We start from the raw sequence: 24,873 nt of genomic DNA on the forward strand, positions 1-24,873 counted from the left end.
TAGTTCACTTTCTTTCCACTTATTTGGGGCTCTTTCTATTTCGTCAACACATCACATCTATAGATGAGGTTTGAATATGGATAAAGATCTACAACAAAGTTATCTTCACCATACCCAAAACAATCTCCGATATTGATGTGGTTGTCCTCTGCATGTTTCAGTACAGCGGTCGTGAAATAGAAATGGTATTTTGCTTTATGTGCGTTTTTTGTGCTCATGGCTGTCTCCATAAAATTGAAGAGGCAACCAACGCCTACCAGGGCGTGATTGCCCCGTTAGGGTTAATGTATTAGATCCGGGCTTCCATAATCTGGAATTGCCCTTTTGTCTCTGAGCATAACTCTTTGAGAGAGCTATACAGTTGCTCTGCCGACAACATTGGTTTACCCAAAGCTTTCATTGCCTCAAGTGCATTTTCAGCTCCATGCTCCCCTGTTGCGTCAAAGACGTTGTAGTGGACTTCACCTATTGAAAGAATGTTTCCGCTCGCCTTCACACCAACCTGCATTTTTTCAACAGTTAATGTGAGTCGCTCACTTAAAGAACCTGAATAAAAACTTATTGTCGTATCATCATGGAATACGCCGTTATAGATTTCATCAAAGTTGATCATGATACTTTGGCTGTATTTTTCGCCAAAATAGAGTGTCAAGCAAACCTCCTCTAGTTCCGTATCTGTCACTAATGCACCATTAGCTTTAATCAGATACGGGCCGTCGATTACAGCCTTCATATCGTCATGAATTGAGTCGTATACATCACCTGCCGTCAAAGTACCATTTGGTTCTTTTTGGACAGATTTAGTACGTGTAAACACTTTTTCATCCGACAACTCAGAACTGTTATCAGTGAAGTAGTCAGGTCTCAGATCTTCTTCTTGGATTTGATAGTATCCTTCCGGAACCACCCACTCCTTCCAACCTTCAACCCAATCTGTTTCAGTGTAATCACTCCAATCAGGACTTCTTTCTCGGTTAATAACATCGAGAACCCCATCAATAGTCCAACCATAAACTTTTTGTGTTTCTAGGTCGGTAACGGGGATATGACGCTCCAACGGAGTTTCAATGGACATCAAACTAAGTTTAGTTTCATGGATTCTGAACACATCCCCATCTAATTCAATGAGGCTTTCTGGGTCCGTTAACAAGCTGTGTTTGCCTTGTGCAAGATCCAGAAAATATTCCACCCCTAGACTGATAGTGCTAACCAGATAGTCAACACTATCGACAAGCTCTGCGCAGGTCTTGAGATGAGATGGTAACAGTCGGCCAGAAAGGCTAATTCCCATATCAGAAATTTTCTTCTCTGGATTTTTGATTGCTACGTTTGCGGCCACACGATATGCCTCATAGGCATCTTGTGCAGTAGGATAATCAAAACCCTCTGTCAAAACGCAAAGGAAAGCTGATTGTATTTTCAAGTCAGTATCGGTGTGAGCGATAGTCATGGTTGTTCTCCATAAAAATTGGACACACCTATGCCGTCGAGCAAGATGTGCCCGAGGGCTGTGATAAAAAGTGAATTAATGCTGTTTATTTTTGGCGACCAGCTATCGCACATCAGCGCACAAGGCACTTTCCTTGAATCTCTCGACTTTCACATGTGAAAGTGAAAGGCTCAAGGAAAGCGCCGGGAAACCCGACGCCTATTTCTGGTAGTTGGCCCACCAGGTTCAAAATGTGTGTGAAGAAAAAGCCCAGATAAGAGACTGGGCGTATTAAATGTTATTAAAATATTGGGAACTGGTCATGAACTTGAGCATCAGCATCAATTTCAATCATGCGATACCCAGCTTTAACTGCCGAAACTAAGATATTGTGAAATTCTTCCCCCATACCGTTATATCCAAGATTGTTCTCAGGTTCATCGTACAGTTTGATGAGCCAGCCAGTATTTCGACCCATTATCATATTGCAGTCTGGAGCATAGGATAGCTCATTTAGTGCTTCATGCTCATCTAATGGAATATGACAAATGCTAACACCAAGCGTCTTATACTGATCGTTAGCCGCAGTAAGTGACCATTCAAAAAATGGATACTCAATGTCACCCTCTAATACAGCAATCATTCTAAAGTCGCGTTCAGGTCTGGTTTTTTGCAGTATTTTAAGTTCTTTAATGGCACTTTGCTCACTTAGAACCGTGCAGGGGTTGTCAGCGCGGTCAATGTTGTCATGCCAATTACGACCATGCTTATCTTCAATTTGATACCCAATAATCATGATTAAATACTCCCTAATAATATACAACGCTATCCCCCTATCAGGGAGTTAGACGCCTAAAATGAATAGGCCCCGTCCCTGACGGGATAGGGCCAATACATGGACTGATTAAGCAGCAAAAGCGGTCAACGATCGCTCCATTAACTTAAACAGTGTTTTTTGTAGATCCGCAGCATCCTCGATGACAATGTTCGTATTGAACAGTCGATTAACGGCTGTAGTTTCAATACCAATACCAATCATTTCTATGTCACTGGCTTCGCACAGTCCGATAACTTTGTGACAAGCCAGTGCATTGTTCGGCGCACCATCTGTCACAACAATCATCATTTTACGTTCCTCTCTGGTTTTGGTTAGCTCAAATGCGCTATACCAAATGCCCTCAGCCATCGGTGTACCACCGCGTGAATTGAAGACAAATTTACCAGTTTGGTTTTGTACTTTTTGACCATGCTTTACAACGCTGTACACAGGAACATTGGAGTTGTTACCGAAAAACGTTACTGCTGGATTAACCCCTGGAATGCTTTCTAAAGCTAATGCAATAGCTAAAGAGGCTTCCCTTGCAATATCTTCCCTGCGCTTACCGTTTCCGGCAGGGCTATCCATTGAGGAGCTCATATCGACCAAAATGTGAACCGCTGTATTAGGGCGCTTCTTAGCTTCTGGTCTCTGGAAAATACGAGTATCTCCAATGACAACTTTATGTAGTTGACGAGTGTCTACACGCTTTCCACTTCTTTGGTTCCTATGAGCAGTTCTTTGGCTGGCTTGCACCAATCCATAAAGCTGCTGTCGGATTTTTGAAGTTGTACTTTTCACATCTCCATTGAGACGCTGCCCTGCTTCTTTGTGATCATGGATATCCATTGCTGACCGTACTGTTTGGTAACGATCATCACCTTCTTGCTGGGCTACCAGATTCAGCTCTTGCTTCAAAGCGTCTTGCGCATTTTTAGGCAAATCACTGTTTCCAGCGCTTAGTACTTGTTGTAGCAATTGAGAAGCATTAGGAGGAGAACTGTTACCGCTCGCGTTCTCTTCACTATTATTACCTTGAACTTCGGGGCTATTTTCATTTTGCTCACTTTGCGCTCCACTACTGCCACCCTGTTGTTCTTGGCTATTTTCATCATTGCCATTAGATGACGACTGTTCCTGCCCATTTGGACTTTGAGAGTCGTCACTACTTTTATCCTTCTGCTCAGGTGATTGCTCACGTTGAGATTTCGGATTTTGCTGCTCTTCACTATCTTTCTCTTCTTCGATCATCTTAATGATGTCATCAGCAAGAGATGCAGCGTTTGCAGTTGATTTGGCGTCCACACATTTACGTAGCAAGGCATTAAGCCTTACAACAACACCTTGAGGGAAAACTCTTTCAAACACAGCTTTTGCGCCATCTAAACGCTCTTGCAATGCAGTTTGACCTACACCAACTGTTTGCAACCAATACAAGCAGTATGCAGACAGGATGGATGCCGGGTGGTCTTCATCTCTCACGGGTTCATAATGGCCTGCTTGAAGCATGTATCGAGCCATCTCGTGCAGTGTCAAAGCTGTTCCTGGATAGACCCCAGGCATTGCTCTTTCAATACGACAATCTTCAATGACGTTTGTTAGGTGAGCGTGCAAGGCGCGTCGCCTTTCTACATTGAAGTCCGTAAACCGAACGTGTGCAGCTTCATGTGCCAAGTAGCCCCAAACAGCATCCATATTTGGATAGTCATCTGGAACATTTGGAATAACGATAGTTTGACCATCAGTGCTTGCGGTATCTGACCCCAAGGCAACTTTAACACCAAACTTCTCGCCATAAGCAGCAGCTACGATGGGTAAAGCATTATAAACAGTACGTTTTTTAGACATATTTCTTCTCCAATTTGGACAGAAGAAACAAACCACCCTCGGAAAGGTGGTTGTCCCTTCCGAGGGGGTTAAAAATAACAATCCTGATCATCAAGCTCAGTTGGTTGCTGTTCAGGTTGACTTACAACATGATCATTAGAGTGAGATTGACCAAAGTCCTTGCCAACATAATCTGCTGGGTCTTGGCTATAGTCTTCCACTGGAATGTCATCACAATTTAGGTCTGCATCCCACAGAGTCTGAGAAGAGACATCGCTTTTGTCTTCCAAAGCATCATCTTCCTCGTCATCTTGGTTTGCACTGGATGTGCGGTTGGCTAAAAACGCTTCGAAGTCATCCAAAATAGTTTCAGGTTCTAAGTTATTAACTTGTTCACCATCTTCTTGGTTAACTTCTTGGCTTTGCGTTTGAACGTATGGTTGTTCCAGTGCCTCATCACTCTCAACACCTTCACTTTCATCTTCTTGATCAGAAGCTCCAGACTCTAATGAGCTGAGTTCATCTCTGGTCAAGGTTTTGGCTACATCATCAACACTAAGCGAACCACCAGCGTATTCTTGAATACGTTTGCGATCACACATGATTAATACAGCGGCCATAATTTGAAAGACGAACATACCTTCAATATTACGCTTTCCAGCTCCGTGCTTTTCGTACCCTGCTAGTGTTTGATCGAGCAGGCTAACGAGCGGAGTGAATGCGCTGTTCAAAAATGACAGTCCATCCACTTTATCACGTAGGTTTTTTAGCGTTGCGCCTGTAGCTGTTGCTACATGCATCTTCCCAGCTAAACGTTTGTTGTAAAAATCATTGGCATCATTTACCACCTCAGCAATGAGATCATCGCCCAACTCCTCAACCTTACGATTAAGTCTGTGTGCGCTTTGCTCATCTTGAGTAGGTTGAACCATAAACACCTGATATTCAAAACCAATTCGTTTTTCTACTTCTTCACGAGGAAGAGCTCCAGCACGAATAGCAGTCTCGTATTCAGGGTTTTCTCGACACCATTCATCAACGGCATTGTTGTAGCCAGTAACGAACTCGTGTTTTAACTGTTGAACTTCGACGTCAATCTTGTCCAACTTGGCGCAAATCTCATCAGTTTTTGCTACGGGTACAGCATAGCCATTCATGAATGGCATACCATAGCTAAGCAAAAAACGTCGAGTTTCTGTTTTCAAGCGATGAAAGCCTTTCAGCTTCGCTGGATCACAGATTTTTTTCGACCCTAATTGAGCTACTTTCTCTGGTGGAATTTCACCACCAGCACCCAATTTAAAGTCAGATGCAGACAAACGAGTTTGCCCACTCCAGATATCAAAATCAGCATTAATAACGCATAGATTTTCGAGATGTTTAACTTTTGACATGGTTTATTCTCCAGCAAAGTGAAAGCACACCATGTCCCGAACCGGGCATGATGTGCCCGGTTGGGCTATAAAGTTAAAGTGAGTTACGCAGGAATAATCATCCAGGTAAAGGTGGATGGAAATGAATTTCCAACACGTTGAACATTGTCGTACAAGGTGTCATTAAATACTCGGGTCATCCAGTTCGGAGAACCTTTCTTTTTATAACATAGCTTGTAGTTTTTCATGGTTGCCTCCTAGTGCAATAGACAGGAGGCTAACTCCGAACAGGAGAAGCTCCCCTGTTGGGTTAAATTGAAATGAGTTTGATGCTGTTTGTTTTTAGCGACCAGCTATCGCGTCTTCACTCTCGATGAGAGTAGAATTCGTCCTTTTCCGTTGAAGACCGAAAAAGCAATCTTCAATGGAAAAGGGGGGGAATACATTCCCCCTTTCATGTCTACATTTCACATAGGCTCAATGTACCAGGTAACACTTTTTGGGAAAGAGTTTGCCACTCTTTGTACATTGGCATAAATCGTATCTTTGTAGATACGTTCTAGCCAGCGGCCACCATGTAGGTACATGAGCTTGAAGTTCTGTGTTTTCATTGTAGATGCCCTTTGTTGCTTGTTTCTAAAACACACTGACGCGATATGCTTTAGAAACAAGCCCCAAAGGGCTTGTTATTTATGCCTAAAAATAGGCTGACTCTACTTCTAGAGACACATCGTTTAAAGGGGCTAAAACCTCTTCATCTTGAATGTACCTCGGGTTAACAGAGCCTGTAACCGTTACTCGGTAACGCTCTGAGGTCTCCTCTCTATACGAGTTAAGATCCTCAGGCTTAATATTCGAACCTTTTTCTTCAAGTAGCTTTTGGTAATTTACCCGACCAGCGGCTTTGTACTTAGTGATCATTACACCGCAATAATCCGCATGGAAATATTCACCCATCAAAGATTTCATTTTATCAAGGTGAGGTTGCCGCTTATCTTTCAACGCTTGCAACCTATCTTCCAACTGCTTAATTTCTGCGTCATAAAGTCGGTACTGCTCCGCTTCGTAAATCCACTCGTTCACTTCCTTACCTTGCGGTATAAAAAGATCTCGCTTGGGGTCTTTCTCAGGCTCTTTACGCTCAGTGACTCTTTTCCAGAAGATTGTGCCCTTAGCCACAATTTCTTTTATCATAGGCTCATCTCGGGTGATAACAAACTCCTTGAGTTGCCCATTTCGGTAGAAAACTAGCCACCCTTGCTTTGCACCAGTAACTAACAACTGATGTTGAACTTGAGGGTAATATAACTGATAAGCCTTGCTGTTTTTTAGTTCAGAACAAACATCGTTCCAGACCGTTTCGCTAGGACATTTCAGTTCAGCAGGTTCACCATTGCCTCGTAGACCATCGAGCGATGCTCTAAACAATGGATATTGAACTGACTCGACACAAACAGGTAAGAGAATATCATTGTACTTCTCCTCAAATGCACGTCTTGCTTTATCTTCGTTTTCAACCCCTTGGCGCACCAGAGGGTTTAGACTTAGATCGACTTCACGAGCATAGCCTGTTTTTTCAGCCCAGAGTCGCCATTCCGTTTTATAAGGAGAACGATTTAGTAGGATGCAGGCGTCAGTAGCAGTAATACCACCTTTACGCCATTCCAACCATTGTTCGCTCCTTTGAGATAGATTGACGATTTTCATAGCTCTCTCCTGTATTTAACAGGAGGAGTCCCCATCGCGGGGGAACTCCCCCGCAAGGGGTTAAAAGTAGTTGCCGTCACCACCCTCTTCCAGTTCAGGATCAGGTTCGTGCAAACCTTCTTCTATAGGATCAGGATCATGCTGAATCGGCTCATCTGGTAACTCAGATTGAACATCGTCAACATTTCCCTTTTCCTGGATAGAAGCTTTTTGGGTTACAGCTGGTTCCATGCTATCAATCTCTGCATCACGCAAATATTGAACCGCATACTCCAACTCGGCACCAGAGAACCGACTTTCAACATACTCGTGAGTTGCTGACCACGCATTTTGCGCAATAGCTCTATCTGCAAGTTGTTTTAAAAGTGGGTCCATTTTCTTTTTATGCTCCAAGGCCAATGGACTTGAGGCTTCAATGACAGCTGGTTGTTTTGTGGTTTGTTCTGACGATACAACATGCGCTTCACCTTCAATTATGCGTTCAGCTTCATCTTGATCGTAAATTCCAGAAAACCCCAAACCGATACGCAGACCTTGGATAAAGCCTTTGTGTCGTAACTGTCGTTTCGTGTGAGTCTGCCAAGGGCCAATAACAGTGTAAGGACCGTACTGACCCGTTGCTTCGACTGGTGGACGATAGACTTCATCAAGATATTCTCGAATACGTATAGACCGTGTACGGTCCTTTCTGTAAACGATACACTCCACCCATTCTGGACATTTCACCTTTGCTCCGGGCATTTCAATAAGATTTTCAGAGTATTCAAACTCCACCCCATCAAATTGCTTGTGCTCGTTGGCAATCCGGCTCCAGCCATCAACACCAACAACAGGTACTATGCCGCCGCTTTTATCGGGGAAAGCGTATATTTCTCGCGTAAACGGATTCAGATTGTACTGCTCCGCTACGATGAGTAATGCCATCATCTGCTCATCAGTTGGTGCGCTTCCGTCTCGCTGCTTAAAGGCTGTTAGCTTTAAAGTTTCAAAAAACTTCTTAGCATCAACCCCAAACCGCTGAGCCATTCTTTCAACTAATGATTTCGTTTCTGGTTTTGTAGACATGGTGTTCTCTCCGTTGAGATGGAAGGGACACCATGACCCCTTAGGGCACAGTGCCCCTCTAGGGGTTAAAAATAGGAATCTTCGGTTTCGCAATCAATGTTATCCAATCGAAATAGTTCGGCGACTAAACCAAGACGTTCTGCCGCTTCTCTAACTTCGTTGTAATTCCATCCGAACTCAAAAAATATTCCTTCCAAAGAATCAAATCCGTCATAAATAAACAGATCACCATCTTCTCCACAGATTTTAACCAAGCGTTTTTCATCATCTTTAAAAAACTCCTGCTCAAATCTGCGTTGTAAATAAATGAACATCAGTAAAGGCTCATAGCCATCCGAAGCAGTTAGCGTCCCAGCACCTTCCAACATCGTTGGACAGATGGTGTTTTCGCTAGCGCCGCTTTTTACAGTTAGCTCATACCCTTTATTGGTTCTCATTAAAACATCAGGTAATTGAGATTGAGATCCTTTCTCTCTGGCAACATCGAAGCCAAGCTTTGATGCACCATCAGTAAAGACCCCGACAATAAACCCTCGGAGTAGAGCATGATTTGAAGCATCAACAGGCGATGACAACAACCAGCTCAGTGAGTAACCATCTTTTGATTCTGTTTCGGCTTCAAGAGAAGACACAGCTTTTGTTGTGGCGTTTACCTGCACTTCATCGAGGAAGGAGTACCCCTCTTTAAGCAGATCATCAACATGCTGATTTTCTTTCTCTTTCACGGTGACAGGAATCGTATCTAAGCTGGTGGCTCTGATTATCTGCCCATCGAGCAAGATAGTCTCTTTCCACCCGTTTAACTCAAAGAACTCTACCAATTGGTATTCAGTTGGCCCATCAGGATCGATGGACCATTGAACTGGCTTGTAACCAAGCATTACCTTGTCGATAGTCGTTCCACGTTCACGGATGTAACGTTTGCAAATCATGTTTTGCGTATCCATGAGATCCCCCTATCGCCACTGCTCACCGAAAACGTCTTTCGCTATGCGAATGACAGCTTCTTTCTCCTCACTTGAGGCTCGGATTAGCAATGATTGTTGTAAGGCATACTCAATGGCATTTGGCGCACCACGAAATTGCAACGTTAGTTTTGCCCAGCGCACAAGTGTCCGCGTAGACATTGTGATGCTGATTTGTCCATCATCCCCGTTTTCACCCATAAATAGTTTACGAATTTCATTAGCAATTCGAACCATACCATTACGAATGTTGTCAGGAAGACGAGGAACTACTCGCTCCAGAACGCCGCGTTCATCTTGCTCTGCCATATATGGCACAACAGAGAAACGATAACGATCCATTGCGGCCAAGTTCTGCATCATTACGCCTTGGTATAATCCTGATGGATCACCTGAGCCTGTACTGTTACCAGTGACAATAACGCGGAACATTGGATGTGGTTTGATGATTTCTCCACCATTCTGAGCGATAACCAGTGGACGACCTTCAAGAATGTCGTTTAAACCGGAAAGCTCTGCTGGGTCAACCAAATCAACCTCGTTAATGAGGAGGACATGGCCTTCACGCATAGCGATTGCTAAAGGGCCATACATGAATTGCATGACGGGAGTTTCTCCAGGCTTTGGTGAAATCAAGGCATGATGTCCAACTAAATCTGTGAACTCTAAACGACCATTAGCCGTAATTTGTTGCACAGGCCAGTTGAGACGCCCTGTAATTTCTGTAATGCCAGAAGTTTTACCAGAACCTGTTGGTCCGGTGACATAGTACGCATCACCGCAGGGATCATTCAAAAATGCTAAGCATTCTCTCAAGAACTCCTTTCGGAAAACGTAATCGGCGTGAGTTTGTGGAATAAAAGGATTGCTGCTATCGGCATAGCCTTTAGCGAGAATCTTTTCCGGAATATCCGGCATACCAAAAACATCACGTACTTTGAAGTTTGCATATTGTTGAGACATAGGTGCGCTCCTAATTGGTTGTGGGCACACCTAGACCCGTACCGGGCTAAGTGTGCCCGGTTGGGCTATTTCAATTAACGTTAATTGCTGTTTGTTTTTAGCGACCAGCTATCGCATCTTCACTCTCAGATGAGAGCAAAAATCTTTTTAGGCATAATTGTCGTATGCCTAAAAAGACTTGGTAAGTTCGGCCCTAAACTGGGCCGAATTTGATTATGAATACGCGGATATAGTGTCATTTTGACCAATAATACCTAAACGCTTAGCCCAGTCAGTAATAACCTCTTGAGCTTCAATAACACTACAAAATTGTCGTGGATTGATAGATATCGTTCGGCCACTGGCTAAATACAACACACCCGCGCAATCATCATACAAGTGAACTCTCATACTATCTTATCCCCAATGCAATAATTCTCCTGACCCAATTTGCTTTGAATGAACATTTACATAATGGAAAACGAAACACACGCTACTCAGAGACAGTGAACTATTGCTGTATAAAAAGGGACGTAATTTGTATTGGATCTTACTTGGCATGAACTGTCCTCCTTAGCCTGTGTCCTTCATTGTGTAACAAAGAGCCAGGTTATGGAGGCTTTGAATTTGAAACGCCAAATACCTGAGTACCGCTAAAAGCAATACCTGATACTGGCATGTTTTTTACCATACATGACTCCTATGACGCTTGTTTTCAAAACACGTACCACTACATGCTTTGAAAACAAGCCCCATTGGAGCTTGTTTATCTTGGCTATAAAGCTAAATCAACACATTCACAACAGGAACAGATACATACCCCGTGGGTAATTGCTGACCTGTGCGTTTAACAATTTTTGCTTCTTCAAGTACATCCAGAATACCAGCCAACTCAGAGTAATCTCTGAGATCGCTGACTGGTGTGGCTTGAACTTGAAATCAGGCAAACAAACCGTTGCAACACAAACTGGCTCTCCAGGAATAATACCTTGCTGACTATTATTCTTTGTGTCCGAGGCCACCAGCTCTAGAGCTAATTGTTGATTTGGATATTGGATCTTTCTTACATCACAATCATATCCACAAAAGTGTACAGTATTCATATAAGTTACCTTGCTTGTTAAGCAGAGATACCCTATCCCTTCTGGGGTAGGTCCCCCGCCAGGGTTAAATTACTGATCACGATTATCGTGCTTTTTGTTTAACTTTTTTTCTACAATCTTCTTGGTTATCAACCCAATAACAATGATAGCTATCAGGCCCCCCAAGATGAGCGAAAAATATAACAGGCTTCCTGTTGTCATTGTTCTGTCCTCAAAGTGTCATTCAGATCCTAACGAAAATTAAGCTCAAAATTGAGCCTATTTATCCACTGTCACTAAATGCTACCAGAATGATAGAACCAACAACGTAAGCTGCCATGAAAACTAATCCCATAACAACAGCAGCGACATTAGCTCCGAGCACAGCTGCGGGATGTACACCACCAGTCATAAGACCAATACCACCAGTAATAACAGCACCAGTACCTAAGCCCAGCACTACATTCAAGATGGCTTTCCAGAAAGTAAATGTAATTTTGTTCATGATTTGTCTCCTTTTTGAACGTTTTTAAACGACAGAGACAAACTCACCCCTACGGGGTAGTTGCCCCCGTCAGGGTTTTTATTTTTAGAGATGAAAGATGAGATGTACGTGTTGTACATCTCATCAGTCAAGTCTTTTGGTTGAGCTATACCCTTAAAGATCTACTTACCAAACCAGCGTTTTTCCTTTACGGATATACGTTGGAATTTCTAGATAAGCATATTCATCGACAGGTTTAGCCGGAGTCGGTTGTTCTTGAGCAGGCTCAGGAACAACAGCAGTCTGAACAGCTTTCGCTTTTTGTTCAGCTTTTTCTTTGATAACGGCCTGTACAGACCGCGCTTTGTTACTCGCTTTGTTCCAAAAGAACAAACCTAAGTTCTGGAACTGCAACGCAAGAAAAGTAAATGCTTTCGCAAATACCATTGCTCCTACGTACAATGCGCCAAGACTAGCTACGATAACAAAAACGAAAGTGATGATGTGCATGGTGTTACTCCTTATAAAACTAAGGGGAGCAACACCCTTGGTCGGGGTATTGTTCCCCCGATTGGGTTTTGAAATGCCATACGGCATATGATTAATGCTGATTGTTTGTGGAGACCAGCTATCTCACATAAAGCCGCAGAGCGACTAAAGAGTCTTTACTATAGCACTTCTCGTAAAATGTAATAAATCGTTCTATCTGCCCGTTCTGGGCACATTTGTAGCTAAGGATTCGTCAATAGACCTTTTATCCTGTATCTGCGTTTATCTGTATCTGTATTCAATTGAAGGAGAAAGAAATGACAGACTTAGCAGAAACCTCTTTGGAACAACAACCAACCAAAAAAGAGCGCAACAATGCGGACCTTTCTCGCCCTGTATTCAAACGAGTGCTGAAAGTGAACAGTCTGCAAGCTCAACGTGTAGTCGAACGCAGCTTTCAGCGCGTTTCCGATTCACTGTTTTCGATTGATGTTATTTTGCGAATCATTGGTGAACAAGATGAAATTGACCAAGTAGAAAGCATCATCCAGGAGCACATCGAGAAAGTATCCGTTGATCTTGATACCGCCACTAATCAGCTACAAAAGCTGATGGAAGACAACGGAATTGAAGGCGCTCCAGAATATACAAGCCCAAACCAGTACGATATCGAGATCAACTCACCACAAGTAGCTCAATTTGCTCACCTAGTGCGCAAGTTAGATAACTTGATGTTGTTAGTCGATACTCTATGGCTAAATAGTATCCTCACAAGCAAACAGCGCAAAGACGCCACTTATCAATGGCAACAACGCTTAATCAAACTTGCTGGCCGAATTATTGGTATTGAGAAGAGAGCTCGCATCTCAGCGCACTCCAAAGGCAAGAAAGATGAAGTTGAAGCAGCTGCTCCAACTCAAGAAACTACTGATGAAGAAATTGCATCCGAAGCCGACAATGCTGAATCTGGGGAAGATGAAAAGGCAGCTTAACGCTTTATGTCGGTTATCTATTGAGAGCCCTTCTACAACAGAAGGGCTTTTTTGTGTTTCTCACTTTCACATGTGAAAGTCAAAAATGTCATCATTAACTTTAACTATTCGCTATTAGCCACGAGTCATCTGGAATGTGACCATTGCGTACTGCGATTTTATAAAAATCGGTAATCGTTGTTACTCCACGTTGCAAGGCATACTCAAGATAGTCACCCGATTGTCTACTTGGAACATATTTGCTCATTTGTTCTGGAGTTTTAATGTAGTGACTCAGCTTGTAATCGACCCAGCCAGTCTCTGCGTTCGGCGTCAATGTCACTGTAACTACCGTGGACATACCTTTTAATCGGAAAGCATAACCTGATTGAATGGGCTCATAGTGTTCTATCGCTTCATTTTCAAACACACCATCAATTGTCCAGCCTCGCTGGTTGTTGCTACCCTTTTCTCCCGAAATCATCTTTAAAATTTCCGATGAGTATTTCAATGTACTGTTGAAGCCATTACCACGACTATCAATTCGTGACGATTCATCATTCATCAATCGTTTGTTAGGGTTTAACAATGCGTACAACAGATTTTTATCTTCTTCACTGTTCAGATCTCCGTACAACTTTTCAAGTGTGTATTCAGGATGACTCTGCGTGTGGAAAGTAATAAATCTATGATCTTTCAATCTCTCAGAGATATGAGTACGGCCAACGAGATTGAATTGCAATAACCAGTCACGGAAAACACACCAGTCATTTAGCACGTCAGCAGGGATCGTTTCCGCTCCCCAAACATCTAGTGAAGCTCTAATTTTCCAATTACTACTAGATGTATCACCTTTGGGCTTGAGATAAATCAATTCTACATCGCGGCGATTAGGATCTACCTTAAATGCTTTTAGGGCAGAATGTTCCATAAGTACTGCGTATACATTGAATGGTGATTCTGAAAAATCGAGCTTTAGAACAGGCACATAATTTTTTCGCGTTGCCGCAGCGTTTATTTCATCTCGTATTTTCTCGAATGACCCAGAAAAATACTTACTCCCTTCATCAAGCATCATAGGCAATTTTGCTTCTGGGTGAGTATTAGACAAAACCACTTCGGCGTCATTCATTTCTAAACTTGCCCTTTCAATAATTTGAGGAGGTATATCTGGCATCTTTGACGAGAATGTTTGACTGATCGCAGTTCGAATGCTCTCGTGAAGAAAGCACCTTAAAGGTTCGCCTTGGTCGGCCTGCTTTCGAAACTGAGTCGATTGAAGTAAATCTGCGTGTCCTTTATAGCCTAAAGACTGAGCCAGCCAGTCATTACGTTTGAATGCGCTCAGAACTTTGGTTTTGGACTCTTTTGCTATAAGAGATGCAAATGACTTGGCGATATTTTTGAATGCATCCGTTTGAGACGGATAAATTGGGTATGGAGTATCCATAAGTTAATCCCTTCACTTGGCTTAAAATTTTTGCTACGTCCACCTCGCGCAAACACAGCCATTAGTTTCAGGTTAACTGGTTTGCGGTATCACGTTTTGGCACTGGTGGATGCCGAGGGAAACGCTCAAACCTCATGGATTTAATCTAACAGGTTCAGCGAATATTTCAAACAAGAAAAAAGGCGCTCAAAATGGGAGCGCCTTTAATGTGTATACAACTGGTCTTTTTAATAACCTGGAGCACCTGTATCTGGAAGGATGGAGTCTCCCGCATCTTTTCTTGTTTTATCGAGATCAGACCCCTTCAATCTCTCCTCAGCTCGCTCTTGAGCATTAAGTCGAGTTCCATCAACATTAAACGCACTACCAGATCCAGTAAGGCGGTCTAAAGTCATACCAGCAGGATCGTCAAAGTGACCATTAACTCTCAGCAAAGCTAACCATTCATCCAGATTTACCTGTGTCCAGTCAATCTCAGATAAACGATCCAGTGGAATACCATCGCACTGAGGAGCTTTTGCAGGGCCGAAGTTCATTCCTAACTGAGGTCTTACTTGCTCCTGAATAATTCGTGATAGTGGAGAGCTAAAACAGCAGTATGCTTCGCGTTTTTCGATACATGCTCCCAGCACTTTTGATTTGCAATATGAACCAACCTTAGTGCAGCTATTCAATGCTCTTTTTGCATTCAATTCAAACTCTTCTTCTTCACACTTCCAAACTATTTGAATGATCATCATAGCCACAACATAAGCGGTATACGCGGCCATAATACCACTTAGTACACTCGCTGCCTGTTGTCCTACCATTTGCTCCATCATACCTTCCGATGCGCCAGCTGGTACACCAGCGCTTCCTGATGCAGATGCATTCCCTAGAGCTTTACTGGTTATTTTGGTGATTTCATCTTTGAGAGCCTGAATTGCCTCTTTTGCCAAGTCAGTGATTGGTTTAGTAAAGTTGTCAATCGCACCTGTAATGTTCTCAATATATGAAGTGAACGGCTTGGTGATTTCGGTCCAACCACTAATGGCTGGATCACGGATGGCTTGATAAGCACCTTTAATTGCACTGCCGTTATCCAGTGACATAATGGCACCATCCAGTTTAGGAACTGACATCATAAGAGTCAGATAGTCTCCCATAGATAGGCCGCTTGGTTTCTCACAACAATCCTGAGCCCCCCCAACAGCTTTTTTACATTCACCTGGATCGCCACCAAAAGCCTTACAAATAACGTTTTCTGTACCTGTTGGGTTATCGTTACCATCAGTACCAGTACACGCCATATCTTGTGTCATAAACTGAGCAGCATTCAGCAGTGCGGCAGCTCTGGCAAAGTCGGTACTTTGTGTCTTATTAACGTCTAAGCACTCGTCACCCATGCATTTTATTGGCCCACCACATGTAAAGTTTGTTTCTTTGTCTAAAGTAGGTACATCAACATCCGTCCCGCAATCAAAGGTATCTTCTTGCACATAACATGTTCCTGAACTTCCCTGAGCACCTTCCACACACTTAGAACTAACAAAACCGCACTGCGGGTTATCTTCCAGAACCTTACATGAATCAAGGTTGCCACCTTGATTATTTGGGCACTGTATTTCTCCTTGTGGGTCAGTCCAACACTCCATTTGCCCCTTGTAGAAGTCATAGTCAGCTTTTACTCTGACTTTTGTGCATAACTTAGGTATCCCAGGCAAAGGAGGCTCACTCAACATGTCCTCGCAAACTTTAAATCCATTTTTTACTACACAACCAGACGCATTTACATCAGATGGTTGCTCAATACAAGAGAATTGACCAGAAGCAAAACCATCTCGGATACCTACAGCTGCATCGAGACAACTCTGCGGGGTCCATGTGTCTTTGAATACTGCTTTTGAACGATCGTACTTAATTTTTATCCGACCAAAACCTTCACCATTACCAGCAACAGAAACTCTGATTTTAAAACTAACCACATCGCCTGGTTTTGTGTTTTTAAAGTGAGACGTCACATCAGTGTTGGGGTTAGTTTGCCAACTTGTACTTAGCTCACATGCACCGGGAGTTTCTGGGGGGAAGTTACTATTCGGACCTTGCCATACTTTGTTTTCACTGCCAGGAGGACCTACTAATACTTGCATATAGTCATCCCACTTAGCATATTCTAGTGTCGCTGAAATGATTGCATCAGGATTATCAACTCTAACCTGTGTTGCCTGCTCATAGATTGTACACCAGCCTGACCAGTAGTTATCGCCAACTTTACCGATCCAAAGTTCAATACAATCATCCCCACACGGCTTAATGTTAAATGGGCCATCATGGTATTTTATGATTTCAGCGTCATACTCATGCAACACTTCACAATCGGCACTTTTATCCGTTACCCTTTCACAAGTTCTATAATCTGGTATATGCGTTGCAATTGTATTGTTGTTAATGATTGTTTCAGCAGAACAATCACCAAAACCTTCTGATATCACATCAATGTCTTCATAGGTTTTCTTACTAAGGTTCATCAAGGGGTCATTGCTGAAATCAGGCTTTGATTGGTTTGTTGCATCCAAGAGAACTTTGTAGGCTGCTCCTGATATGGTGGGGCTCCCACTATTAGCATCACTCCATAGAGAGCTTTTTGCATTACCACCAATAGAATCCATACCATTGTTGTCATTATAGACACCTTCTAGTTCACCTAAGTTCGGGTTTCCATCTGGGAAGTAATAACTTGAAGGGTCACTATTGGAGCTGCTTGTACCCGGAAATAAATCATTTACATTTATAGTTCCACCACCATTTTGAAATTGACCATTTTCAAGTGTTGGAAAACTAATATTTCCGTTGTTAACTCCTCCTGGAGCGGACTTGAACGAAGACACTAAATCATTTGCTAAAACTTGCGCTTCTCGTCCTGCCTCACTAGCGCTATTGCCGTTAGCATAGGCATGTATCGGCAAGAAAGGGGTTGTCACTATTAGCAGAGAAGCGACAGCCCTCATCAACCTTGTATAATTTCTCATTACTTTATTCCTGTAACCCGTTCTTATTACCCCTCAACATATATCGCCATGATAGTCGCCCGACCGAGTTTCTTTAGACTGTGGAACTGTCCATTTTGGACAACACTGGGGTCGTTTACCTACGCTGCTCATGTCCTCCATATAAAGAAAAAGCCCCAAAACGGGGCTAGTTATTAGTGATTTCTTTGTTGAGCTTTAGTTATTACAACAATCATTCCAGCGCCATATCGTGTAAATAGGATCTTGACCTATTGCTGGAATTGTTTTCCCTATCCCCCACGTTAACGTTGACTCTCCGATAACATGTGAAGAATTTGTTTCTGCGACTGGATGCAATAAGGTAAATTTGTATTGTGTTTTGGGTAATGTTGGGCTTATGACACCATTACACATTGCATCAGAACCCATCGTCTTCCATGACAAACCTCGACGATGCAAAGCTGTTAGAACACGGGTTGCAAGTAGACTACTGTCTTTGATCACCCCTTTTCCACCATTTTGGTTTCCACTTAAAGGGTAAATTGACCCCCAACTACCTGCACACCAAAACAACTGCTTGAGAGGCTTACCAATACTCGCAGCCGCAGCGTCAGCTGTACATGCTGCCGCTGCTATAGGATTAGCGACAGCAGCAGCTTCGGGATTAGTAAAAAATGCAAGTTCATCAGAGTTCCAAGTAGGGTCTAACTCGGACAGGTACATAATATCTAAATCAGAGTAACCATCAGCATTGCAGGTCTTCTTCACGAACAGTTCCAACATTGTCATAAGAGGAAAGGCGTAAAAGTGATAATGCATAAATGAGCCATCACCACCGTCCATCGTTCCTTCTCCATGATGACCTTGGAACGTTCTGTCAAAGGGGAATCTAGTTCCATTAAGCACAGAAGAGCACCCTGGAACTCGTTGAAATTCAACCAAACGAGCAGGTTCCCACATTGACGTAGTTACACCTGGTCGTGGTATCCCATTGTTATCTTGGCAAGCACACAAAGGGCTCCCAACTGCATCAGACGGATAAGAACCACCACCTCCGCTCATTGTTGCCCCTGCCACTCGAATCGGAAATATGCATGACCAACAGATATCAGTAAAAAGTTTAGGGCCAATGACTTCTGCATTCTGGCATCCTGGATCAGCTTTAGCAGTCCCCGCCAAGGCAAATAGGGCCACTAATAAAATTGAATTCAATATTTTATTCACGACATAACTCCAACTCTAACTGGCTCAGATACTTGTGCTTGTTTTATTAATGAGTTCACTTCAAGGTCGAACGTGACGGGTTTGCCATGCAAAAAACCTTGCTGCCACTCTAATCCAAGAAGTTTTGCCACTTCTGATTGAGCTACACTTTCAACTCGTTCTGCAATCGGTGTTATGTTGTTAAGACGACAATACTGAACCGCCGCGTTACCTGCCAAACCCTTCAATTGTCCTATTTCAACTTTGCAAAATTGCCAAGAGTAAGATGTTAGGCGACTAACTGATGAGTGATCTTCTCCAAAGTCATCCATAGCTAAAGCAACATTGAACTGACTAAGTAAGGACCATGCGTTATCCAACTGTTCTGGTGTTACCTTTTCCGTGATTTCTATAACTACTTGGAATGGGGCTTTATCTGTAAGCTCTTTCAACAATTTGAACCACTTCATTCGCATGTCTGAAAAGCTCAATGTCTGTGGCGATACGTTAATAAAAATACTGGGGTAAAGCCTTTCGATAACAGGGACAAGGGGAATCAGAGATTTCATTATCTCTAAATCCACCATACCCCAATTAATCGGTGTTTTGTGGTCTGCTGGACCATAGACTTGACCTTGATGGTGCCATCTAGAAAGTACTTCTGCTCCAACAGTATTGCTACCATTTGAGGTAATCGTCTGAAATGCAGGGATCAGGTTCATTCCACAGCCTCCTTAACATCAAATTCCCTTACCAAAAAGTTATTCCCTTGAGCTGTAATTACTGTTGGCGTGTACTCGACTTGGAAGCGATTAACTACATCCGGCGTAAGCAGATAAACAGGAGCGTCAACTGTGTCCGTAACATGTTTATATGAATCCCAACCACTATCGCGCTCAAACTGAGTAGCAATATATGTGACTCTTTGAACCCCACGTTCTTGCTGCACTTTAGGGACAAGTTCAGTCAACAGTTCCATTTGCTTTTTATCTAAAGGGTCGAAAATGATAACGGCCTGAGTAAACTGACGAGTTCCCGGCTTACACTCTTCGCCGTGAGCGCAAAGTGGATTTATAACCTCACCTTTACGAGCAAACACAACTCCCTCAGCGGTACTTATGTCCTTCGATAGGTATATGCTTGGGTCAAGCAATCGCTCTCTATATCGTGGTGCCCGTGGTCTTTCGTTGAACTGCTGGTTATGCCAAAACCGCTTTACTGCCTGATCTTTCTTTTCTTCCCAGTCAATACCCGCTAGTTGAGCTTTAGCTCTCTCGATAAAGTCTTGCTCCGCAATTTCAACTGCTGGACCTCGAACTCCGAAGTCGCCAGACTCACCAGCATCCACCTCTTTTCTTATCCACTCCAGCGTCGATAAACCTGTAACTTTTGCGAGTTCTTTGGGATCGTGTCCAGGCTTAGTTTCTTCTTCAAGCACGACTATTGTTGGTACTGACGTGACATTATGTTTTTGGAACAAAACAGAGTTGATAACGACATTAGGCACTGGGTCCATTTGCTCTGCTAATTTTTGAACAGCTTTGATGCCATCACCAATGCTCATACCATCCGGAATTCCACGGAAAACCACTACCACATCATCTTCACCTGATGCCGTATCAAGGACGTCTTTCAGCCCTTCTTTTCCCAATGAGTAAGATGCAAAAATAAGAGTGGAGTGCCCTGTGTAGACACTTTTTTCGGCCTGTCTTTCTGCCATTGCTTTCAGCGTGGGGTCAGATTCTTGTAATTGCTGAAAAAACTGACGTGCTTCTACCTGAGATTGATCTAGATTTTTATTCTTCGCCCAATCAGGAAGCTCTTCCATTTGGCGAGCCTTCTCTGCCAACTCTCTTCCTTGCTCGATGATAGCCATATCCTCGCTAGTTAGAGGACTGTTACTAGCAAAAACAGAACTTGAAATGAGGGCCGCAACTAATACAGACAATTTAGAAAAGCGGATATGCGCGGCCAATGATTTGCTCATCTTTTACAGCTCCCCAATAGCGTGAATCAAAACTCGATATACTTTCCCCGAGAAACCAATAATGTTTCTCTGGAAGAACACCTTTCCCAAAGAAATGACTAGCAGGAACATTCAACTTATTAGCCAGTTGTAACCCTACTTGTTTAACCTCTCCGTTCACTACAACTTCCCAGTTTTTATTGACTTCAACAGTATCGCCTGGCATCCCGGAAAGGACTTTTAACATCCTTGTTCCATCATCATAAAGTGGCTCCATACCCTTTGCTGAAAAGGCGTAAATAGCATCTCTATGGAGTTCTTTATCTTTTAGGTCGATAAGGTAGACAGAATGATTAGGTAAACATCGCTCTAATTGAGGGTCATAACCGATTCGGTAACGTCCCGCAAAGGACGTCCCAGCAACCCAAAGAAGAGCAAGTACAATTGCAGCCTTTAAAGCAAATCGCTTCCAAGATTCTTTTCTAACAATGAGCTTCATTCCAGTATTACCTCCGAAGGTAAATAAATATCCTCAGGGGCACCTAAAGTAGCGGCACCATCAATAATCAAGTACCCCGCTTCTTTGAGTTTGAAGATTGCGTTGTTTGTTTTAAGCATCAATTGTTCGATCTCAGCCTCATCAGCTCCGGATGGGTATGAGCTCGCAATTTTCGTGAAATCCACAACAACTACTGGAGGCGTTAACGCTAATCGGTCATGAAGTGCTGCGGTTTCTTTGACCATGAAGTAATAAGAACCACCAAATCCACCAGCTGCACCTAACAACGCCGCAATTAAAATTGATTTAAAGTTCATCATCCTTTCCTTTTTAGTTATGCGGCCATGCCACGTTGATGCATTACTTGACGTATTGCGTCAGTGATATTTAAGCCCTGATCTACATACTTATTGATATCTCGGATGTCATCCGGGTCTGTTGAATAAAGTAGTTTTTGGAAATCACCTACAACCAAACGGCCAACACCAATGCCAGCTTTTGATTTAATGAAGATTTCTGAATAAGCACCTAGAATGGTGTGAACAGTTTTTAGGGTATGGAAACCACCTTCGGAAAGAGACAGACGGCCACTTCGTTTTACGGATTCTACTGACTCTTCTGTCTGACCAAGTAGGTACATGGAAGCTGAGTTCTCAGCAATAGCGCGACCCACAGGGTTTTCATACAGGTCGTTGATCGACTGAGTACAAATACCAATACTTCCACCGTACTTCCTTGCCTTACGGTATTGGTGTTCCATAAATGTACTAACTTCACCCTCTTTAAGCAGATCCCATGCTTCATCAATGATGACGACTTTTTTACGGTTACGTTCACCGAGGAACATTTCCTGCTGAATCTGGTAAATCATTTGCAGCAAAACAACCTGACGTAAATGCTTGCGGCCTTGTAGCTCATCAAGCTCCAGGACTGTAAAACGGTTTTGGAAGTTAACGTTATTCGAACCAGAGAAGTAGCTACCGTAACTACCCTTTGATGTGAATGCATATAGCTGTTGACCGATGTCTTTAATTCGTTGCTCATCAGACTCACAACACTTATCAGCGATGTGGTCTACAGTCATATCACGGCCAATAACTTCCCAGAGCTCGTTCATAATTTGCTTTAAACCTGCGAGTTGGTATTCATCCAACAAGCCTTTCTCGGATGCCATAGCTTTGACGATAGAGACAACACCATCCTCTTCTTCTTTCCAGTTCGTGATCAGTTCAAATGGGTTCAAACAAATGTTGGAGCCTTCGGCGAAATGCACAAAGTCCCCTTTCAGCAGTTCACACAGGTCTTTGTATGACTTACCTGCGTCTATAACCCAAACTTGAGCCCCCTCAGACAAGTAACTGAATATCAATTCGTTGGTAAGGAAACTTTTACCCGATCCAGATTCCGCTGCGACCACTAAGTTTTTGTTCGTGTCGCTATCATGCAAAGACAAGCTCATTAGCTGTCCGTTACGAGAAATCAATGCAGAGTGGAAAGTGCCAGTCCCTTTCCACTCGCCAAATACCGGTAATAGAACTGATGCCTGTTCAGTGGTCATGGTTTTATAACGAAACAGATCTTTTACGGCTTTTCGGTCGGTACAGAATGGCAAGCAATTGATAAACATTGGTAACGAGATAAATTTGTCTTCCATCATCTCGAAGCGGTTCTCGCGCCAGATGTTACGCGCCGCTGTTGCTGCTGCTTGAGCGCGTTCAGCTGTAGGAGCAAAAAGCACCAATGAGTAACTTACACGGACAGGTTTTGAGCCTTCTTTTAATGACTCATACAAAACATCAAAGTCATGCTTTTTGTCAGCAAGTACTGGAACAAATTTCAGCATAGGCCCGTATGCTTGGTTTACTGTAAACTGACGTTTTCTTTCAAGTGCATTCTTGGTGTTTTCAACCTCTGGGAAAAACAGGTTTGTCACGACCATGTAGTTTTCACGAATAGCTGAGTTGCCCCCACTGAGATCCCCAACAAAGGTGATTGCATCACCGAAATAGAAAGAGTCGGGCATTTTCTTCGCAGACATAACCTTAACGTGATAATCGCCTAAACGTAGACCGCTCTTATCAACTTCCAAATCTGTGCCGTAATCAAAAATTTGCTCACAAATGGGCTTGTCTGTTTCCCAATCGCAACCATCTGTTCGCCATGATGCCTCAGGCCCCCAATTGAGCATGGTATTCATTGTTCTGATGTAACCGACAGCAGTTAAGGGGACAGGGTGAACACCAATCGTTCTTAGTGAAGACTCAACTTTAGTCCGTAGGTTTGCCAGAGAGTCTAGTTCTTCCTGAGACGGTTCATTGGCATGTTTGATGGGCACTTTTACGGTGACGAACAGTTTTAGGTCGTGGATTAGACCAAGATCAAATGTTCCTTTCTTACATTTGGCAACCATTCTCTCGGTCGTATGTTTTTGAAGAAACTCCATTCGCTGCTCGATTGAAGAGGTCAACAGATCATCTCTGTAACCATCACGTAACCCCATCATTCGATACATTTCATGGTTTAAGTCAGGAGATCGAAACAAGATAAACTGCATGGTGGTTTTGGCCGGGTACTCCTGGTTCATAAAACCATTAACACGCTCTTGAATCTTTTCGTCAGCCCCGCATAGAGGATGGCAGTAGAAACCAAAGCCAATGCTTTTATCATCCATCAAGAAGGTGTAATCATCTTCTGAGTACGCAAGCACGGGGACAATCCCAGCAGCTCTTAAATGCTCTGGGATAAGCTTTTCTTGGAGCTTTTTTCTTATCGTAATAATGTTCATTTATCGCTCTCCAGCCATGTTTTCAGGTCCATATTCTGTGGTCGGCCAGCGTTGACTCGCCCATCAGGTGCAATCAAATAAGGAACACCTCGAATATTTAGTAACTGTGCGGTAAGCAGAGTGAGATCATGACGTTTACTGCTGCATGATGTTGGGTAGGAACCAAGCTTTCTTTGGCTAAGCGCTTCAAACGCTTTATCTTGGTCAGTTATGCAAGACAGAGCGCGAGCTAAACGGTTTGACTTATCACCAAGAATAGGTATCACGACAAACTTAAACGTGTATTCATCTTTAAGAGCTTTCGCCTCTTCCATTAGCTGGTGGCAGGCACCACACTGAGGGTCAACAAAGACCACTACTTCTTTTGGGCCAGTCCCAAGCTTTGCCACATTCATCGCATCTATATCGACATTCATGTCACGTAGCCTAAATCGGTCAGCGACATCGCGCATTTCTGTCAACGTACTGAGAGGCTTCTTTTGCCAGAGATCGTAGATTTGTCCTGAAATAACAAAGCGTCCATTCTCTGACAAAAACACGATTTGACCGTCACTTTCTACTGCATTGATGCCATAAATTGGCAACTCAACCATTCCAGTAATCTTTGCCTCTGCTTTCTGCACATCAGCAGCAGTAAAATCTTTCGCTGTTGCTACAGTACTAAGCAGCATGAGCACTGGTGCTATTGCTTGTTTCAACATACCTATCCTTTAACCGTCAGTTACTTTTTCATCAGTTGGCAGTTTATTCGGGATATGGATACAAGCCTGCATCTGTAGTTGCCCTGTTTGGTCAATTAGAGCGGAGAGACAAAAAAGCCCGGCGAGTGCCG

General features: G+C 43.1%; 24 protein-coding genes. 1 reads left to right on the forward strand and 23 read right to left on the reverse strand.

Annotation, left to right across the window (positions count from 1 at the left end; translation table 11 throughout):
• Window positions 1–35: 35 nt before the first annotated feature.
• The 14 genes from R7R24_RS20530 to R7R24_RS20595 all read right to left on the reverse strand — a co-directional run bounded on the left by R7R24_RS20530 (window position 36) and on the right by R7R24_RS20595 (window position 12,201).
• Window positions 36–218: a hypothetical protein gene (locus tag R7R24_RS20530; protein ID WP_014386745.1), complete on the reverse strand. Its 183-nt coding sequence runs from the start codon at window positions 216–218 to the stop codon at window positions 36–38.
• Between the two features lie 71 nt (window positions 219–289).
• A complete protein-coding gene (locus R7R24_RS20535; protein ID WP_159408530.1) occupies window positions 290–1,450 on the reverse strand; it encodes a hypothetical protein in 1,161 nt (386 codons plus the stop codon).
• A gap of 280 nt (window positions 1,451–1,730) precedes the next feature.
• Entirely contained in the window at window positions 1,731–2,225 is a 495-nt protein-coding gene (locus R7R24_RS20540) for a hypothetical protein (RefSeq protein WP_014386743.1), read from the reverse strand.
• Window positions 2,226–2,333: 108 nt separating this feature from the next.
• A complete protein-coding gene (locus R7R24_RS20545; protein ID WP_014386742.1) occupies window positions 2,334–4,094 on the reverse strand; it encodes a VWA domain-containing protein in 1,761 nt (586 codons plus the stop codon).
• Between the two features lie 68 nt (window positions 4,095–4,162).
• On the reverse strand, window positions 4,163–5,467 hold the full coding sequence (locus R7R24_RS20550; RefSeq protein WP_014386741.1) for a DUF3150 domain-containing protein: 1,305 nt from the start codon (window positions 5,465–5,467) through the stop codon (window positions 4,163–4,165).
• A gap of 446 nt (window positions 5,468–5,913) precedes the next feature.
• Window positions 5,914–6,057, reverse strand: a complete 144-nt coding sequence (locus R7R24_RS20555) for a hypothetical protein (RefSeq protein ID WP_164496844.1) — start codon at window positions 6,055–6,057, stop codon at window positions 5,914–5,916.
• An 85-nt stretch (window positions 6,058–6,142) separates the two neighbouring features.
• Window positions 6,143–7,153, reverse strand: coding sequence for a YqaJ viral recombinase family protein (locus R7R24_RS20560; RefSeq protein WP_053309197.1), 1,011 nt, complete (start codon window positions 7,151–7,153; stop codon window positions 6,143–6,145).
• 60 nt (window positions 7,154–7,213) lie between these two features.
• Window positions 7,214–8,218, reverse strand: coding sequence for a phage recombination protein Bet (gene bet / locus R7R24_RS20565; protein ID WP_014386738.1), 1,005 nt, complete (start codon window positions 8,216–8,218; stop codon window positions 7,214–7,216).
• Window positions 8,219–8,283: 65 nt separating this feature from the next.
• Complete coding sequence (locus R7R24_RS20570) at window positions 8,284–9,165, reverse strand: hypothetical protein (RefSeq protein WP_014386737.1); 882 nt, start codon at window positions 9,163–9,165, stop codon at window positions 8,284–8,286.
• A 9-nt stretch (window positions 9,166–9,174) separates the two neighbouring features.
• Entirely contained in the window at window positions 9,175–10,146 is a 972-nt protein-coding gene (locus tag R7R24_RS20575; RefSeq protein WP_014386736.1) for an AAA family ATPase, read from the reverse strand.
• A gap of 213 nt (window positions 10,147–10,359) precedes the next feature.
• Complete coding sequence (locus R7R24_RS20580; protein WP_014386735.1) at window positions 10,360–10,536, reverse strand: hypothetical protein; 177 nt, start codon at window positions 10,534–10,536, stop codon at window positions 10,360–10,362.
• Between the two features lie 386 nt (window positions 10,537–10,922).
• Window positions 10,923–11,228 (reverse strand): hypothetical protein, encoded by a 306-nt coding sequence (locus R7R24_RS20585; RefSeq protein ID WP_052481498.1) that lies wholly within the window; start codon window positions 11,226–11,228, stop codon window positions 10,923–10,925.
• Between the two features lie 262 nt (window positions 11,229–11,490).
• Window positions 11,491–11,712 carry a hypothetical protein gene (locus R7R24_RS20590; protein WP_014386733.1) on the reverse strand — a complete coding sequence of 74 codons (222 nt, stop codon included), beginning with the start codon at window positions 11,710–11,712 and terminating at the stop codon, window positions 11,491–11,493.
• A 165-nt stretch (window positions 11,713–11,877) separates the two neighbouring features.
• Window positions 11,878–12,201: a hypothetical protein gene (locus R7R24_RS20595; RefSeq protein ID WP_014386732.1), complete on the reverse strand. Its 324-nt coding sequence runs from the start codon at window positions 12,199–12,201 to the stop codon at window positions 11,878–11,880.
• 296 nt (window positions 12,202–12,497) lie between these two features.
• Between R7R24_RS20595 and R7R24_RS20600 the strand changes: the two genes are divergently transcribed.
• Window positions 12,498–13,172 (forward strand): DUF1845 domain-containing protein, encoded by a 675-nt coding sequence (locus R7R24_RS20600; RefSeq protein WP_014386731.1) that lies wholly within the window; start codon window positions 12,498–12,500, stop codon window positions 13,170–13,172.
• Between the two features lie 100 nt (window positions 13,173–13,272).
• Here the strand turns inward: R7R24_RS20600 and R7R24_RS20605 are convergent, their stop codons facing one another.
• The 9 genes from R7R24_RS20605 to R7R24_RS20645 all read right to left on the reverse strand — a co-directional run bounded on the left by R7R24_RS20605 (window position 13,273) and on the right by R7R24_RS20645 (window position 24,742).
• Entirely contained in the window at window positions 13,273–14,601 is a 1,329-nt protein-coding gene (locus R7R24_RS20605) for a hypothetical protein (protein WP_138221979.1), read from the reverse strand.
• Window positions 14,602–14,828: 227 nt separating this feature from the next.
• Complete coding sequence (gene traN / locus R7R24_RS20610) at window positions 14,829–17,609, reverse strand: conjugal transfer mating pair stabilization protein TraN (RefSeq protein WP_014386723.1); 2,781 nt, start codon at window positions 17,607–17,609, stop codon at window positions 14,829–14,831.
• A gap of 195 nt (window positions 17,610–17,804) precedes the next feature.
• Window positions 17,805–18,812, reverse strand: coding sequence for a TraU family protein (locus tag R7R24_RS20615; protein WP_014386722.1), 1,008 nt, complete (start codon window positions 18,810–18,812; stop codon window positions 17,805–17,807).
• Window positions 18,809–19,513 (reverse strand): EAL domain-containing protein, encoded by a 705-nt coding sequence (locus tag R7R24_RS20620; RefSeq protein ID WP_014386721.1) that lies wholly within the window; start codon window positions 19,511–19,513, stop codon window positions 18,809–18,811. The genes R7R24_RS20615 and R7R24_RS20620 overlap by 4 nt, the downstream gene beginning before the upstream one ends.
• Window positions 19,510–20,778 (reverse strand): TrbC family F-type conjugative pilus assembly protein, encoded by a 1,269-nt coding sequence (locus R7R24_RS20625; protein WP_014386720.1) that lies wholly within the window; start codon window positions 20,776–20,778, stop codon window positions 19,510–19,512. The genes R7R24_RS20620 and R7R24_RS20625 overlap by 4 nt, the downstream gene beginning before the upstream one ends.
• Entirely contained in the window at window positions 20,741–21,256 is a 516-nt protein-coding gene (locus R7R24_RS20630; RefSeq protein ID WP_069541826.1) for a S26 family signal peptidase, read from the reverse strand. Before R7R24_RS20630 ends, R7R24_RS20625 begins: the two co-directional genes overlap by 38 nt.
• Window positions 21,253–21,573, reverse strand: coding sequence for a hypothetical protein (locus R7R24_RS20635; RefSeq protein ID WP_041154752.1), 321 nt, complete (start codon window positions 21,571–21,573; stop codon window positions 21,253–21,255). Before R7R24_RS20635 ends, R7R24_RS20630 begins: the two co-directional genes overlap by 4 nt.
• A gap of 17 nt (window positions 21,574–21,590) precedes the next feature.
• Window positions 21,591–24,041, reverse strand: a complete 2,451-nt coding sequence (traC, locus tag R7R24_RS20640; protein WP_014386717.1) for a type IV secretion system protein TraC — start codon at window positions 24,039–24,041, stop codon at window positions 21,591–21,593.
• Complete coding sequence (locus R7R24_RS20645) at window positions 24,038–24,742, reverse strand: DsbC family protein (RefSeq protein WP_014386716.1); 705 nt, start codon at window positions 24,740–24,742, stop codon at window positions 24,038–24,040. The genes traC and R7R24_RS20645 overlap by 4 nt, the downstream gene beginning before the upstream one ends.
• Window positions 24,743–24,873: the final 131 nt, after the last annotated feature.

The organism is Vibrio sp. 704, from assembly GCF_033339295.1.